The sequence below is a fragment of the Thalassospira sp. TSL5-1 genome (assembly GCF_001907695.1).
Lineage (GTDB): Bacteria > Pseudomonadota > Alphaproteobacteria > Rhodospirillales > Thalassospiraceae > Thalassospira.
Window position 1 is genome coordinate 247,611 of record NZ_KV880640.1, and the last position, 14,977, is coordinate 262,587.

The following is a 14,977-nucleotide window of genomic DNA, read 5'->3' on the forward strand; positions in this document are numbered from 1 at the left end:
AAGTCAAATCATGCGCGAAGATGATCCAATTTGCCCCGAAGGTTCAACATTTTTTCGTCATAATGTGCGATTTAAGCCTGTAAATGCTCCCAACGCAGCTTATTTGCTTAACTTTTGCGTGTAATTTTTGCCATCACACCCGCATGATCTGCATACGACATCATCCTACGGGTTATTTGGATTAAACACTGTTCGCGCCAAAACAGATTCCCGGTCAGGCGGTTTGCTGGGCCCATATTAATCGCGAAACGGATCGGGAATTTGCGTTTTAAGGTCGCTGCGCCGCACCTGCTCCAGAAAGGCCATCGCGGCGGGGGATAATGTGCGCCCGGAACGCCAGATAAGACCAATATCGCGCAACAGCTCTGGCTGGCCCAAAGGGCGAAAAACAAGCGGTTCGCGCCCCAAAACCGGCAATGTCAGGGCTGGCAGGGCGGTAACACCCAATCCCTGCGACACAAAAGCCCCTGCTGTTGCAAGATGGGAAACTTCAAAACGGGGACGAAACACCAAACCCCGCTGGGCACAGGCGGCATCGGTCAGGGTGCGCACACTGGTCCCGGTCGCCATTGCCACAAAGGGCTGACTGACCAGTTCCTGCCACGAATAAGGACGCCTTTCATCCAGCGCCCCGCCAGGTGCCCCAACCGCAACAAAACGGTCGGTTAGAAGTTTTTGAAACGATAAACGGTCCGAAACCTCAACCGCACCAGCAGTAAAGCCCAAATCCGCCTGCCCCAATTCGACCTCGCGGATAATACCGTTCGATAAGGCATCGTTGATTTGCACATCAACATCAGGATGGGCATCCAAAAATGTTTGCACCAACCGGGGCAACAAACCCGCCGTGACAGACGGCAAACCGGCAATGGTCAAACGGCCACGCCGGGCGGCCTGATAGGCCGTAAATTCCACCATCGCATTTTCGGTGGTATTTAAAATCCGTTCGGCCAGCCGCAAAAATACCTGGCCCTGCGGTGTCAGCGTGACATTTCGGGTATCGCGGTCAAACAAACGTGCGCCCACCCGTCCCTCCAGGCGCGTGATCTGACGGCTCAGGGCGGAGGGCGATAAACCAATCACTTCGGCAGCATTGCGAAAACTGCCATTATCAACCAGGGCACGGAAGGCCCGCATTTCATCAATATCAACATTAATGCGTTTCATGCACTAATTATCGCGGTTTTTTCACTTCAGGCAACAAAACTTATCGGGCACACTTTTGAACGTTGCGAAAAAGAAAACCAATAATCTGTCGTAATATCCATAAAAGCCCGCATGACGGGCAATCGGGAGGAAAACCAATGAAACTCAAAACACTCGCGCTTGCGGGCGCCCTTGCTATCGGCCTGTCTTTACCAGCAATGGCGCAGCAAAAACTGCTGATCGGTTCGACCTCGGCCTCTTCAAGCCACTATGGCTATTTCGTTGCCGTTTCCAAACTGATCAATGAAAAAGCCGACGGCCTTGACTCATCGGTTGTTGAAACCGGTGCCACGATGGATAACCTGCGCCGGATCGAACGCAACCAGATCGATCTTGGACTTGTCACCACCAATGTTGTCCAACACGCCAAGGTAGGTACGAACAAATTCAAGGGTCATCCGCTCGATATCGGGCTTTTGTGGGTTTATACCGGCGCGCCGCAAAATGTGATTGTACGCGAAGATTCCGGCGTTAAATCGCTTTCCGATCTGGCTGGTGTACGCTTTAATCCCGGCATCAAGGGGTCTGCCACCGAAAGCACGACCGAGGCTGTCTTTAAAACCCTGGGCCTGTCGGCAGATTACGTGCGCGGTTCCACCACCGACGTGGTTGACATGATCAAGGATAACCGTCTGGCCGGTTATGTAAAATCGGGTGCGGGCGAACGGCTGGACAGCTCGACACTGGATATTGCCACCTTCACGCCGATCCGCGTTCTCAGCCTGACCGATGATCAGAAAAAAACACTGTCGGACAAAATGCCCGACATTTCGCTGGTGGATATTCCCGCCGGTGCGGCCGATGGCATCCCGGCCTATTCCACCTGGAGCTTTGGCGTGGGTGTTGCCGCGGGCATGAAGCTTTCGGAAGATGCGGCCTATAAAATTGTCGATGCCATCATGAGCGACAAAACCGTTCAGGGCGAAGCTATGGCAAGCGTGAAGGGGGCGGACCTGGCAAAACTGACCCTGCAATATGGCACCATTCCGCTGCATCCCGGTGCGGCAAAATGGTTCCGCGAACATGGTTATGATATTCCGGCCCGCCTGGACCCGGCCAAAAGCTGATTAATCGCAACATCCCACACAACAATAAAAAACGTTATTCACCGGGAGGAAATTCGCCATGCTGATGCGTGTGCAAAACGGGCTTGCAATCCTTGTCGGGGCATTTGTCTTCTATACGGCTGCATCCGGCCCGTTTGAAAGCCTTATTCAGCGTGCGATTTTCCTTGCCCTGGTTGTTTGCCTTGGTCTGGCGATTTATCCGCTGGGCAAGGATACAAAATGGCGGATTTCCGGGATCGTGGTGGACCTGGCACTGGCTGCCGTAACGATCACCGCCTGCACCTATATTGTTATCAACTACGATACCATCATGACCACCCTGCCCTGGGCCACCCCGCAGGATATGGTGCTGACCACCTGCCTGGTTATTGCCATTTTGGAGGTTGGCCGCCGCGCCGTGGGCATCATCTTTCCGATGCTGGTGGTTATTGGTCTGGCCTATGCCCTGTTTGGGCAAAACCTGCCGGGTATTTTGGGTCATCGTGGCTTTGACAGTGCCTTTGTCACCGAAACCCTGTTTTTGGGCGATCTTGGCATTTGGGGCATGTTAACCGGGGTAGCCGCCACGGTGATTGCCGCCTTCGTGCTGTTCGGTGCATTATTGCTCCATACCGGCGGCGGGCAAAGTTTTATGGACCTTGCGATGCGCATTGGCGGTCGCCAGCCCGGCGGTGCGGCCAAAATTGCCACCATCGCCAGTGGTCTGTTTGGCATGATTTCCGGTTCCGCCGTTGCCAATGTTGCCACCACGGGCAATTTCACCATCCCGATGATGAAACGCCTGGGCTACCCGGCCCCCTTTGCTGCTGCGGTTGAGGCCGTTGCCTCCACCGGCGGGCAAATCGCACCCCCCATTATGGGGGCGGCGGCCTTTGTCATGGCTGAAATTCTGGGGGTGTCCTATGTCGATGTGATGGTGGCGGCCATCATTCCAGCACTGTTATTTTACCTATCCGTTTTTGTCACGGTTCACATTATTTCGGTGCGCAGGGGCCTGCGTCTGGTTCCCGACGACGAATTGCCAGCATGGTCCCGTATTTTGCAATGGCGCCGTGTTTTGCCCATTCTTGCCGCGCTGGGCGGCTTGGGCATTGGCATTTTCATGGGCCGTTCGGTTGCGACATCCGCCTTTTACGGCATTGTCGGCCTGTTGATTGCGTTTGTTTTCACGTCCCTTGGCAAGCTCACCCCGGCCGAAATGGCAAAGCGCGTAATTGAAGGCATCGCCGATGCGGGTAAAGGCATGGTGATTATTGGTGTTTTGCTGGCCGGGGCGCAAATTTTGGTCTCCATGATCAATATGACCGGCATTGGCGTAACGTTAAGTTCGCTGATTGTTGCCCTTGCGGGAAATTCCGTCATTCTGGTGGCGCTGATTGTGGCCTGTGTCTGCCTGATCATGGGCATGGGCCTGCCGACGACAGCGGCCTATGTGCTGGTCGCCGCCGTGCTGGCCCCGGCCATGACCAATGTGGGGGTTGATCCGTTAACCGCGCATCTTTTCGTTTTCTATTTCGCCACCATTTCCGTCATCACACCACCGGTGTGTGTTGCGGTTTTTGTCGGTGCCGGCATTGCCAAAACCAACTGGTTGCCTGCGGCAGGCGAAGCGGTGCGTCTGGGGGCTGTCACCTATATCGTGCCGTTTATGCTGCTGCTCTATCCTGGCATGACGGGGCGTGGAGGTGCCATTGAAATCATCAATGCCTGCCTGTCCGGGCTGGTGCTGGTCTTTGCCATTCCGGCCCTTTTGGGCGGGCAGCGGCTTTTGGGTGCCATCTGGCTGGACCGGGCGATATTGATGGGCTGCATCGCGCTTGCGATCTGGTCTTTCATGCTTGCCCCGATTATTGCCGTTGCCCTGCTGGCCGGGTGTTATTACTGGTCGCGCAACTCCAGACCGGTAGCGGAGGTCTGATCCATGAGAACCCTTCGTATCGGCACCGGTGCCGGTTTTGCCGGGGACCGCATTGAACCCGCCACTGACCTCGCCCGGCATGGCAACCTTGACTATCTGGTTTTTGAGTGCCTGGCCGAACGCACCATTGCCTTGGCCCAACAGGCAAAAATGCAAAACCCCGAAACCGGCTTTGACCCCTTGCTGGAACGGCGGATGCGGGCGGTCTTGCCAATATGCTATCAAAATAAAACCCGCATCATTTCCAATATGGGTGCCGCCAACCCGGAAATGGCTGGCAAACGGACCCTGGAAATTGCCCGGGAACTGGGCCTTAAGGGCCTACGCATTGCCATTATATGCGGCGATGATGTGCATGATCGCATCAACTCGGACCAGTTTGAACTGATGGAAACCGGCCAAAGTCTGGCTGCCTTTGACAAGCCGGTTATTTCCGCCAATGCGTATCTGGGGGCGGGGCCAATTGTGCAGGCGCTGGCCGATGGAGCGGATATTGTATTGACCGGGCGGGTGGCTGATCCGGCCATGTTTTTAGCACCGCTTATTCATGAATTTGGCTGGGCGATGAATGACTGGCAAAAAATGGGCCGGGGCACACTGGTCGGCCATTTGCTGGAATGCGGCGGGCAAATCACGGGCGGTTATTACGCCGATCCCGGCATCAAGGATGTGCCCGATATTGCCAATCTTGGCTTTCCACTGGCTGAAGTCTCCGAAGATGGCAACGCCATTATTACCAAAATACCGGGCACCGGTGGCCTTGTTTCGGTTGCCACCTGCAGCGAACAATTGCTCTATGAGGTTCATGACCCGGCAGCCTATTTGCAACCCGATGTGATTGCCGATTTTTCCCGTGTTACCATGACGCAGGACGGCCCGGACAGGGTTTTTGTTTCGGGCGGGGATGGTCATGCCCGGACCGGGAAGCTCAAGGTGTCGGTCGGATATGTGGACTCATTTGTTGGCGAAGGACAAATTTCCTATGCTGGTTCTAGCTGTGTGTCCCGGGGCCGCCTGGCACTGGATATTGTGGCGCAACGCCTGAAAATGACCGGGGTCAACTGCCTTGAAACACGCGGCGATCTGATTGGGCTTGACGCGATTTTGGGACACTATAACGGTGATACGTCACATATTCCCGAGATACGTGCCCGCTTCATCGCACGCACGGCAACCCTGGCAGATGCCAAACGCATCGGCGAGGAGGTTGAAAGCCTGTATTTAAACGGACCGGCAGCAGGGGGCGGTGTGACACAATCGGCACGGCAGATTATTGCGATTGTTTCCGGCCTGATCGACGAAACAGTACCCTCCCCCACAATCACAATGTTAAAGGTGTGAACATGCGGCTTCACCAGATTGCGCATTGTCGCACAGGCGACAAGGGCAACATTTCCAATATTTCGGTTATTGCCTATGATCGGCGCGATTTTGCTCTGCTGGCCGATCTTTTGACACCAGCGCATGTTAAACACTGCCTCACAGGCATCGCCAATGGCGCAGTAGAACGGTACGAATTGCCCCAATTAGGGGCCTTGAACTTTGTTTTGCACAATGCTCTGGGCGGGGGTGTTACCCGGTCCCTCGCCCTTGATGCGCATGGCAAATGCCTGGCTTCTGCCATGCTGGAAATCGAAATCCCTGATTAAGACGCTACCGCTTTGGCCAGATGATTATAATCATTTTCATTTTGCGGATGATAAACATTAAGCTGGCCGGACGTTTCACCGCTACAATTGAGCCAGATTTGCTTTTTAAGCGTGATAGGCCCAAGGGTTGCATGGGTAAAGGAAAAAAGTGCTTCTTCCCGTCGAGCAACATTCTTGCGTTCCCAACAGCGGGCAAAAATTGGCGACAGTTCGCGCAGCCAGGCAATTCGTTTTTCCAGCGTCGTATCGCCGGGACGTCCGGCACTCATACCGCGCAAAGTACCGACCAGCCGGGCCACACGTTCTTCTACCATACGATCATCTATTAGCTGAAGAAACCGACGCCAAGCAGGATTGGTCAATATCAACCCGACATAATTGCAATCTTCCCGTGGAAGATTGCCCAAAACAACACCGCACATCACATCATAGGCAGCGTTGGTTGCGAGAATGTCAAAATAATCGTTAATCAGAATGGCAGGTAGCGGGTTTAGCTTTACTAAAAGTCTGGTTGTATCCTGGCTCACACGAACACATGGCCCCGGCAATGAAGTGGAGGCCTCAATACCTGCCAGCGCCATAACATAGTGTCGCTCGGTTTCGTCAAACTGCAGCGCATTTGCCAGCGAGTTCAGCGCCTCTCGCGAAATTCCCCCAGCCTTTCCACGCTCGATCTTGCTATACCAGACCGTACTGATGCCTGCCATCTCCGCCACATCCTCGCGCCTTAAACCAGGCGTTCGTGCTCTTGAAGGTCTCGATAGCCCATAAAGCTCCGGCGCGAGGGCCTCGCGCTTGCTGCGCAGAAAGGCCCCGATCTGTTTTTGTGCATCCTGCATCATCTCTGATTTCCAGCCTGATACCAATTATACGTGTCTAATCAGTTTCTTGTACGTGTCTGACCAGATGCGTATAGCACATTCCATGACGAGATACCGTAATGGAAATCATAAATGACACAACAACCAGTTATCAAAATGCCAAAGACTTTCCCCACAGTGTCGCCGCCCCCGGTAACCCTATCTTCACCAGGGCTTTTTGCTCTGGTGACTGGTCAGCTTCTGACACAGCTTGACTTTTCCATCGTCAATGTTGCACTCGAACGGATTGGCGCTAGCCTGGGTACAAATGCCAATGGACTGGTGCTGGTGGTTGCCTGTTATGGTCTTAGCTTTGCCGCTCTGCTGGGGACAGGCGGGCGTCTTGGTGACCGTTATGGTCGTAAACGACTGTTTCTGATCGGGATCGTTGGTTTTTGCATCGTCTCCATGATCTGCGGGCTGGCGACCAATCTGGTAACAATGCTGGTCGGGCGGTTTCTTCAGGGTGTTTTTGGGGCAATCTTGATGCCACAAATCCTGGCGACGATTCATGCAACATTACATGGCCCCGAACATAGTCGTGCTGTTGGCATCTATACAGCTATTGCCGGTCTTTCCGTCGTGATCGGACAGGTGGTGGGTGGCTGGCTGGTTTCGGCTGATCTTTTTGGGCTGGGCTGGCGGTTGGGGTTCTTCATCAATTTGCCGGTTTGCGCCATTATTCTGGTTCTTGGCGTCATTTCCATTCCTGACACCCGCAGCAATGTTGCCTCCCGCACCGATGCCTGGGGAGTATTACTTTTTGCCCTGTTTCTGCTTTGTTTGCTATTGCCGGTTTCGCTTGGCTCAGACTGGCCCGCGACACGCTGGTTCATCATAGCTTTGCCCCCCATTGGCATTGCCTTTTGGTGGATTGAAACCAGGCAGGAGGCAACAGGGGGAAAGCCCCTTCTTCCGCCGTCGCTGTTGCGCCGGCCAATGGTCCTGATCGGCTTTCTTGCCGAAGCTGCGGTCACATTCTCATATGCGGGTTATATTTTCATTACAGCGTTTTGCCTTCAAAGCGCGCTTGGTTTTTCGCCGCAACAATCGGGTGACAGTTTCATTGGATTGGGGCTTATGTTCTTTATCGGTTCCCTGGCAAGCAAACGCTTAAGAGAACGACTGTCCGATCACGGCACCTTTGTCCTTGGTGCCGGCCTGACGATCTCGGGCATTCTTCTGACCGCGACGTTGATCCGCTTTTTCGGACTATCGCTTAATTTCGGGCATATTATTGCGGTATCCGGCCTTGTTGGGTTGGGCAATGCGTTTATGCTGACATCGGCTTATCGTATCGCCCTTAGCCATGTTGAAAAACACCATGCCGGTGAAGCCAGCGTCGCCGTCAGCACAGTTCAGCAGGGCTGTTTTGCCATCGGAACCGCGTCTGGCGGGGTCGTTTATGCCGGACTATTACCTTCATTTGACCATGCACTGGCTTTTGCTGGTGCGGCGGGCTGGCTGGTTTGCCTGCCGATCATCGCTGCGGGAGTTGTGCTGTGGAAAAAACCGCGCCCGGCAAGGCAGCAATCATAAGAGTGCAAGGAGATCACGTCGTGCTCAAAACGGTCAAATGCACCTTTGCCACCTCCTTTGCGAAGGCATTCCCCAAACCGTAGTGCTCAAAGCGCCTTCCTCATTCGGAGTTTATATTTAAAAACATCACAGTGCGTGACGCAGCAAATCGTCACGCACCTTGGGCGCAGGATAAATTTCGTTTTTGAAAATTTTTGAAAATTTTCCTGTAAAAACATTGCGACAAGGCGCGGAACAACCAACAAAGCATCCATTCGAGCACATGCTTTTCCACTCTCGCGGGAATATTGGCAACAACGCCGGACGTGCCAGTCGCGATCACGTCCTGATGGACTGTTTCAGGAATCGGGCTGCGGCACCGTCCTGCATAACTAACCGCTCGAAATCAGCCCCTCCACAGCACGCATAATTGCCAGGAATTTTTCGCCTCGCCACATCGGTAGAAATCACCCATTACCTTGAAAAATATAAATTTTTGAAAATACTAATGCGGCTCCAGTACGACAATAAAGATGCGGACTGCACACGCATATGCGGCCCAACAGAAGAGGCCATAGTGCCCGCAAAATGGTAAAATCGCAGCCTTCCGATATTTTCATTTTCCAACGGTTCTGCCGGTTTTTTGCAGAAATACTGCCATTTCCGGGCCGAGGTGATCACAAATTTCATATTTTTTGAATTTGAAAAATAAAGCAGAAACAAAAGCTTGCTCATTTTTCCTTCCCGAAGGAACCCGGAAATTTCGCGAATGAAACATTTTCGCTTGCGTTTAATTTCGCGAGTTTGTAACGTTTTTGAAAATAAGGAACGACAGCTATCACCAGCTGTCAATAATCGGGCAATCAGGGAGGAAGCGGTTGCTCACTTCAGATACATATGACGTTGCCATCATTGGCGGCGGCATCAATGGTGCAGGTATTGCCCGTGATGCAGCCGGACGCGGCTTAAAGGTCTTTTTGTGCGAAAAAAACGACCTTGCCTCTGCCACGTCTTCCGCCAGTACAAAACTTATTCATGGTGGTTTGCGTTACCTTGAATATTATGAATTCCGCCTGGTGCGCGAAGCCCTGATTGAACGGGAAGTCCTGCTGAATGCAGCCCCGCATATCATCTGGCCGCTGAGGTTTGTGCTGCCCCATGTCAAAGGGTTGCGTCCGGCATGGATGATCCGGCTTGGCCTGTTTCTTTATGATCATCTTGGCGGGCGCAAAAAACTGCCCGGGTCTGAAGGCATTCATCTGTCCAACCACAAGGCCGGTGTTCCGCTGACGCCCGGCATGGACAAGGCCTTTGTCTATTCTGATTGCTGGGTGCAGGATGCCCGCCTGGTGGTTTTAAATGCAATGGATGCCCGCGATCGCGGGGCGAAGATTAACGTCGGCACCGAATGCCTGTCTGCTCAACGCGACGGCAAGGAATGGATCGTTAGCGTGCGCCAAAATGGTGCCGAACGCAAGATCCGGGCAAAATCGCTGGTCAATGCCGCCGGGCCGTGGTGTGCAGAGTTGCTGGAGAAACGGGTCAGTGCTCATAAAAAACAGGGCATTCGCCTGGTGCAGGGCAGCCACATTGTTGTGCCGAAACTCTTTGAGCATGATTATTGCTACATTTTCCAGAACCCCGATGGCCGTATTGTCTTTGCCATCCCCTATGAACAGGATTTCACCCTGATCGGCACAACGGATCGCGATTATAAAGGTGATCCTGCCAAGGTTGCGATCAGTGACGATGAAGTCTCCTATATGTGCGATCTGGCCAACACCTATTTCGCCCATAAAATTACCCCCAAAGACGTCGTTTGGTCCTATTCGGGGGTGCGTCCGCTTTATGGCAATGGCGAGGAAAACGCTTCTGCCGTGACCCGCGATTATGTTCTGGAAATTGACCAGCAGAATGACGAAGCCCCACTTCTGAATATTTATGGTGGAAAAATAACCACCTATCGCAAACTGGCCGAAGCCGCCCTTGGCAAACTTTCGCCGTTTCTGGGCAACACCGAGGCGGCCTGGACCAGCGGCACCCCCCTGCCGGGCGGGGATATGCCGGATGCAGATTTTGAGAGCTATTTCGCTGCAACGCAGCAACGATTTTCCTGGCTTCCACGCGCGCAGCTCTACCGTTACGTGCGAAATTACGGCACACTGATCAACCGAATCATTGCCGGGGCAACGGATATGTCCGGTCTGGGAGACCATCTGGGAGACGATGTTTATGAAAACGAATTGCGCTACCTGATGGAGCAGGAATGGGCCCGATGCGCGGACGATGTTCTGTGGCGACGCTCGAAGCTCGGCCTGCATGTATCAAAGGACACGGCAACTGCCATCGCCGACTGGTTTGACAAAACCACCCCTTCCATCCGAACCGCCCCGTCGGGCGAAGGAAACGACGACAAATGACCCTGACACTTGAAAATATTACCAAAACCGTGGGAGGTGTCACCCATATCGACGATGTGTCGATGACGCTGGAGCCGGGCTCGTTCAATGTCCTGCTGGGCAGAACGCTTGCTGGCAAAACCACCCTGATGCGTATTATGGCCGGCCTGGAACCGCCCAGCAGCGGCCATATTCTGGTCAATGGATCGAATGTCACCGGACAAAGGGTGCAACAACGCAAAGTCGCGATGGTCTATCAGCAATTCATCAATTATCCGTCGATGACTGTTTATGACAATATCGCATCCCCGCTGAAATTGCAGGGCACCGCGAAGGCGGAAATTGACAAGCGTGTGCGCTCGACCGCCGAATTGATGCATATCGAGCATCTGCTGGACCGTTTACCGCAGGAACTTTCGGGCGGGCAGCAGCAACGCACCGCAATGGCCCGTGCGATGGTCAAGGATTGCACGCTGCTGTTGCTGGATGAACCGCTGGTAAACCTGGATTACAAATTGCGCGAAGAACTGCGCGAGGAAATCCCCAATCTGCTGGCAGAGCGTGACACCATCGTGGTGTATGCCACGACCGAACCGATGGAGGCCCTGTTGCTGGGTGGGAAATGTGCCGTCATGCACGAAGGACGTGTGACCCAGTTTGGCCCGACGACAAGTGTTTTCCATAATCCGGCCACGGTTGAAACCGGTCTTATTTTCTCGGACCCACCGATTAACCTTGTCCCGGCCAGGGTCAGCAACGGCACGCTGGAACTTGCCAGCGGCCACAAGGTGGGCCTTTCGGGGCATCTTGGCGGATTGAAGGATGGCAGTTACACCATTGGTGTACGCGCCAATCACCTGTCGGTGGTTAACCCCGGCCCAACCGCAATTGCCATGCAAGGGCATGTCGAACTGGCCGAAATCACCGGGTCGGAAACCTTTGTTCACGTGCATTTCAGCGATGTTTCCTGGGTTATTCAGGAAGAAGGCGTTCACAACCCGACGCTGGGTGAAACATCAACTTTCTATCTCGATCCGTCGCGCCTGTTTGTGTTTGATGCCAATAACCGGCTTGTGGCAGCGCCCCCTGTTGAAATTGCAAATGGCAAGGCTGCCTGAGCCCGGAGAGTTAAAATGGCACGTATTGATCTTGATAACCTTGCCCATTCCTATTTCCCGGACCCGAAAGGCGACGAGGATTACGCCCTGCGCCGTATGGAGCATGTTTGGGAAGATGGCGGCGCTTATGCCCTGCTGGGCCCGTCGGGCTGCGGCAAGACAACCCTTTTGAACATCATTTCCGGCCTGCTGACCCCGTCGCACGGCAAGGTGTTGTTTGATGGCAAGGATGTCACCAACCTGGCCCCGGAACAGCGCAACATTGCGCAGGTTTTTCAGTTCCCGGTGATTTACGACACCATGACGGTGTATGAAAACCTGGCCTTTCCGCTGCGCAATCGCGGGGTGGATGAAAAACGCGTTCACGCCCGGGTGCATGAAATTGCCGAGATGCTGGATTTAAGCGGAAAACTTAAACAAAAGGCACGCGGCCTGGGGGCAGATGAAAAACAGACCATTTCACTGGGCCGTGGCCTGGTACGCGATGATGTTTCGGCCATTTTGTTTGACGAACCGCTGACCGTGATTGACCCGCATCTGAAATGGGTTTTGCGCCGCAAGCTCAAGGAAATTCATAACAAGCTGCGCCCGACAATGGTTTATGTCACCCATGACCAGATCGAGGCCCTGACCTTTGCCGACAAGGTTGTCGTGATGTATGGCGGCAAGGTGGTGCAGCTTGGCACACCACAGGAACTGTTTGAAAACCCGGCCCATACCTTTGTCGGTTATTTCATTGGCAGTCCGGGCATGAATATTATGCCCTGCAATATCGACGACGGTGCCGCCTGGATTGAAGGGCAACGCATTGCGCTAAGCGATCATCAACTCAGCGCACTTGATAAAACATCGGGCAAATCATCGGGTAAAACCGAACTGGGCATTCGCCCAGAATTTGTCCGCCTGCATACCGAAGGCGAAGCGCCCGAAGGCAGCATTGCAGTTAATATCGTCAAGGTCGAGGATCTGGGGCAGTTCAAAATCGCCACCACCCGCTTTGGCAATGCCGAACTGAAAGTCAAAGTCGGCGAGGACCAGCAGATTGTCGGACAAAGTGGTTTCCTGCAATTCCCGCAGGAATGGACCAAAATTTACGCCGACAGCCAGTTGGTTGGATAAGGGGAGGCAGGGAAATGAACAAGATTACCAATAACAAGGCCTGGTTCCTGGTGCTGCCGGTTTTCTTTATCGTCGCCATCAGTGCCATCATTCCGCTGATGACAGTGGTGAACTATTCCGTGCAGGATATTTTGGACCCGCAAACACGCTATTTTGTCGGCACCGAATGGTTCAAACGGATTTTGACCGATTACCGCCTGCACGAAGCCCTGCTGCGCCAGATTGGCTATTCGTTAAGTGTGCTGTTAATTGAAATTCCGTTGGGTATTGGTATTGCACTGACATTGCCGCGCAAGGGCTGGGGTGTTTCGGCCTGCATGGTGCTGCTGGCCTTGCCCCTGCTTATTCCCTGGAACGTGGTGGGCACCATCTGGCAGATTTTCGGCCGGGCCGATATTGGCCTTGGCGGCTATGTTCTCAACAAAATCGGAATTGACTATAACTATACCCAAAGCTCGGTCGCGGCATGGCTGACGGTCCTGGTGATGGATGTGTGGCACTGGACCAGCCTGATTGTGCTGCTGTGCTATGCCGGTTTGCGCTCCATTCCCGATGCCTACTATCAGGCGGCAAAAATTGACGGTGCGTCACGCTGGGCGGTTTTCCGCTTCATTCAGTTGCCCAAAATGCAATCGGTTCTGGTGATTGGTGTGCTGCTGCGCTTCATGGACAGCTTTATGATTTACACTGAACCCTTTGTTTTAACTGGTGGCGGCCCGGGTAACGCAACCACGTTCCTTAGCCAGTATCTGACACGCATGGCGGTCGGCCAGTTTGACATCGGACCGGCAGCGGCATTCTCGCTGATCTACTTCCTGATCATTCTGCTGGTTTGCTGGGTTTTCTATACCGTCGTCATGAACGCCGGACAGCGGGGAGAACAATAAAATGAAGTTCCAGAAACGTCACATCGCCCTTTTGGTCTATATCCTGTTCCTGTTACTGCCGATTTACTGGCTGTTCAACATGTCGATCAAGACCAATACCGAAATTCTGGGATCAATGACCCTGTTCCCCGATAATCCGACGCTGGCGAACTATGCCACGATCCTGACCGACCCGGCGTGGTATTCGGGCTATATCAACTCGATGATCTATGTGTCGATCAATGTGGTGATTTCGCTTACCGTCGCCCTGCCCGCCGCTTACGCCTTTTCGCGGTTTAACTTTACCGGCGACAAGCACCTGTTTTTCTGGCTTCTGACCAACCGTATGGCTCCGCCAGCCGTGTTCCTGCTGCCGTTTTTCCAGCTTTATTCGTCGGTCGGGCTGTTTGATACGCATATCGCCGTGGCCCTGGCGCACTGCCTGTTTAACGTGCCGCTGGCGGTGTGGATTTTGGAAGGGTTCATGTCGGGCATTCCCAAGGAAATCGACGAAACCGCCTATATCGACGGTTATTCCTTCCCCCGTTTCTTTGCCACCATCTTCATTCCGCTGATCCGTTCGGGCATCGGGGTGACGGCATTCTTCTGCTTTATGTTTAGCTGGGTGGAATTGCTGCTGGCCCGCACCCTGACCTCGGTTGATGCAAAACCGATTGTGGCGACCATGACCCGAACGGTTTCGGCATCGGGCCTGGATTGGGGTGTGTTGGCCGCGGCCGGGGTTTTGACCATCGTACCGGGTGCGCTCGTTATCTGGTTTGTCCGCAATTACATCGCCAAAGGCTTTGCGATGGGCCGGGTCTAACCGGAAGAAGAAGGATTACGAACAATGTCATGGATGGCCTGGACACCGGTTACGGCAATCTTTTTTGGCTGCGTCGCGCTGATGCTGCTCATCATGGGGCTGTGGCAGGCGGCATCGCCCACCATTCCCCGGCGGGGCTTCCTGCCGCTGGTGACAACACGCGGGGATCGCCTTTTCATCAGCCTTTTGGGGGCGGCCTATATTCACCTCGCCTGGTTGGCATTCACGGATGCCAGCATTTATATCGCATCGGCCATTGCGGTTGTGTGGCTGCTTATTGTGATGCGCTGGGGTTAACAGTTTTACGGTCGAGATGTGTCCTACAACATCCCTGCCGATTTCCAATTTCGCCGCAACGGGCACCGGTCTTCCCCCGTTACGGTATGCCGGAATTCAAACTGGCAAGTTAACGGAAGACCAACAGGGAGGAA

14 protein-coding genes are annotated in these 14,977 nt (G+C 53.8%); 11 read left to right on the top strand and 3 right to left on the bottom strand.

The window, feature by feature from the left end:
- Positions 1–237 precede the first annotated feature (237 nt).
- Positions 238–1,167 (bottom strand): LysR family transcriptional regulator, encoded by a 930-nt coding sequence (locus LF95_RS19700; protein ID WP_073956896.1) that lies wholly within the window; start codon positions 1,165–1,167, stop codon positions 238–240.
- 137 nt (positions 1,168–1,304) lie between these two features.
- Here LF95_RS19700 and LF95_RS19705 point away from each other — a divergent pair, with 137 nt between their 5' ends.
- Genes LF95_RS19705 through LF95_RS19720 form a run of 4 tightly spaced genes read left to right on the top strand, consistent with a single transcriptional unit; the run spans position 1,305 to position 5,840 of the window.
- A complete protein-coding gene (locus LF95_RS19705) occupies positions 1,305–2,273 on the top strand; it encodes a TAXI family TRAP transporter solute-binding subunit (RefSeq protein WP_073956897.1) in 969 nt (322 codons plus the stop codon).
- A gap of 58 nt (positions 2,274–2,331) precedes the next feature.
- Positions 2,332–4,191, top strand: a complete 1,860-nt coding sequence (locus tag LF95_RS19710) for a TRAP transporter permease (RefSeq protein WP_073956898.1) — start codon at positions 2,332–2,334, stop codon at positions 4,189–4,191.
- 3 nt (positions 4,192–4,194) lie between these two features.
- A complete protein-coding gene (locus LF95_RS19715) occupies positions 4,195–5,532 on the top strand; it encodes an acyclic terpene utilization AtuA family protein (RefSeq protein WP_073956899.1) in 1,338 nt (445 codons plus the stop codon).
- A gap of 2 nt (positions 5,533–5,534) precedes the next feature.
- Entirely contained in the window at positions 5,535–5,840 is a 306-nt protein-coding gene (locus tag LF95_RS19720) for an AtuA-related protein (RefSeq protein ID WP_073956900.1), read from the top strand.
- Here the strand turns inward: LF95_RS19720 and LF95_RS19725 are convergent.
- Positions 5,837–6,682 carry a helix-turn-helix transcriptional regulator gene (locus tag LF95_RS19725; RefSeq protein ID WP_073956901.1) on the bottom strand — a complete coding sequence of 282 codons (846 nt, stop codon included), beginning with the start codon at positions 6,680–6,682 and terminating at the stop codon, positions 5,837–5,839. The two genes, LF95_RS19720 and LF95_RS19725, sit on opposite strands and share 4 nt — an antisense overlap.
- Before the next feature lie 204 nt (positions 6,683–6,886).
- Between LF95_RS19725 and LF95_RS19730 the strand changes: the two genes are divergently transcribed.
- Entirely contained in the window at positions 6,887–8,239 is a 1,353-nt protein-coding gene (locus LF95_RS19730; protein ID WP_215905710.1) for an MFS transporter, read from the top strand.
- 453 nt (positions 8,240–8,692) lie between these two features.
- Here the strand turns inward: LF95_RS19730 and LF95_RS19735 are convergent, their stop codons facing one another.
- Positions 8,693–8,953 carry a hypothetical protein gene (locus tag LF95_RS19735; protein ID WP_073956902.1) on the bottom strand — a complete coding sequence of 87 codons (261 nt, stop codon included), beginning with the start codon at positions 8,951–8,953 and terminating at the stop codon, positions 8,693–8,695.
- Positions 8,954–9,096: 143 nt separating this feature from the next.
- On the opposite strand from LF95_RS19735, the gene glpD reads away from it, so the two are divergent.
- Genes glpD through LF95_RS19765 form a run of 6 tightly spaced genes read left to right on the top strand, consistent with a single transcriptional unit; the run spans position 9,097 to position 14,843 of the window.
- Positions 9,097–10,638: a glycerol-3-phosphate dehydrogenase gene (gene glpD / locus LF95_RS19740; protein ID WP_073956903.1), complete on the top strand. Its 1,542-nt coding sequence runs from the start codon at positions 9,097–9,099 to the stop codon at positions 10,636–10,638.
- Positions 10,635–11,735, top strand: coding sequence for an ABC transporter ATP-binding protein (locus LF95_RS19745; RefSeq protein WP_073956904.1), 1,101 nt, complete (start codon positions 10,635–10,637; stop codon positions 11,733–11,735). The genes glpD and LF95_RS19745 overlap by 4 nt, the downstream gene beginning before the upstream one ends.
- Positions 11,736–11,750: 15 nt before the next feature.
- Positions 11,751–12,854 carry an ABC transporter ATP-binding protein gene (locus LF95_RS19750; RefSeq protein WP_073956905.1) on the top strand — a complete coding sequence of 368 codons (1,104 nt, stop codon included), beginning with the start codon at positions 11,751–11,753 and terminating at the stop codon, positions 12,852–12,854.
- A gap of 14 nt (positions 12,855–12,868) precedes the next feature.
- Positions 12,869–13,741 (top strand): carbohydrate ABC transporter permease, encoded by an 873-nt coding sequence (locus LF95_RS19755; RefSeq protein ID WP_073956906.1) that lies wholly within the window; start codon positions 12,869–12,871, stop codon positions 13,739–13,741.
- A 1-nt stretch (position 13,742) separates the two neighbouring features.
- Positions 13,743–14,546: a carbohydrate ABC transporter permease gene (locus LF95_RS19760; RefSeq protein ID WP_073956907.1), complete on the top strand. Its 804-nt coding sequence runs from the start codon at positions 13,743–13,745 to the stop codon at positions 14,544–14,546.
- Between the two features lie 24 nt (positions 14,547–14,570).
- Entirely contained in the window at positions 14,571–14,843 is a 273-nt protein-coding gene (locus LF95_RS19765; RefSeq protein ID WP_073956908.1) for a DUF2160 domain-containing protein, read from the top strand.
- The last annotated feature ends 134 nt before the right edge of the window (positions 14,844–14,977 follow it).

Bases quoted from the DNA above. Each gene is read 5' to 3' on its own strand.
- LF95_RS19710 (WP_073956898.1), top strand. From the start codon at position 2,332: ATGCTGATGCGTGTGCAAAACGGGCTTGCAATCCTTGTCGGGGCATTT.
- LF95_RS19700 (WP_073956896.1), bottom strand. From the start codon at position 1,167: ATGAAACGCATTAATGTTGATATTGATGAAATGCGGGCCTTCCGTGCC.
- LF95_RS19715 (WP_073956899.1), top strand. From the start codon at position 4,195: ATGAGAACCCTTCGTATCGGCACCGGTGCCGGTTTTGCCGGGGACCGC.
- LF95_RS19720 (WP_073956900.1), top strand. From the start codon at position 5,535: ATGCGGCTTCACCAGATTGCGCATTGTCGCACAGGCGACAAGGGCAAC.
- LF95_RS19760 (WP_073956907.1), top strand. From the start codon at position 13,743: ATGAAGTTCCAGAAACGTCACATCGCCCTTTTGGTCTATATCCTGTTC.
- LF95_RS19745 (WP_073956904.1), top strand. From the start codon at position 10,635: ATGACCCTGACACTTGAAAATATTACCAAAACCGTGGGAGGTGTCACC.
- LF95_RS19725 (WP_073956901.1), bottom strand. From the start codon at position 6,682: ATGATGCAGGATGCACAAAAACAGATCGGGGCCTTTCTGCGCAGCAAG.
- LF95_RS19735 (WP_073956902.1), bottom strand. From the start codon at position 8,953: ATGAGCAAGCTTTTGTTTCTGCTTTATTTTTCAAATTCAAAAAATATG.
- LF95_RS19705 (WP_073956897.1), top strand. From the start codon at position 1,305: ATGAAACTCAAAACACTCGCGCTTGCGGGCGCCCTTGCTATCGGCCTG.
- LF95_RS19755 (WP_073956906.1), top strand. From the start codon at position 12,869: ATGAACAAGATTACCAATAACAAGGCCTGGTTCCTGGTGCTGCCGGTT.
- LF95_RS19750 (WP_073956905.1), top strand. From the start codon at position 11,751: ATGGCACGTATTGATCTTGATAACCTTGCCCATTCCTATTTCCCGGAC.
- LF95_RS19765 (WP_073956908.1), top strand. From the start codon at position 14,571: ATGTCATGGATGGCCTGGACACCGGTTACGGCAATCTTTTTTGGCTGC.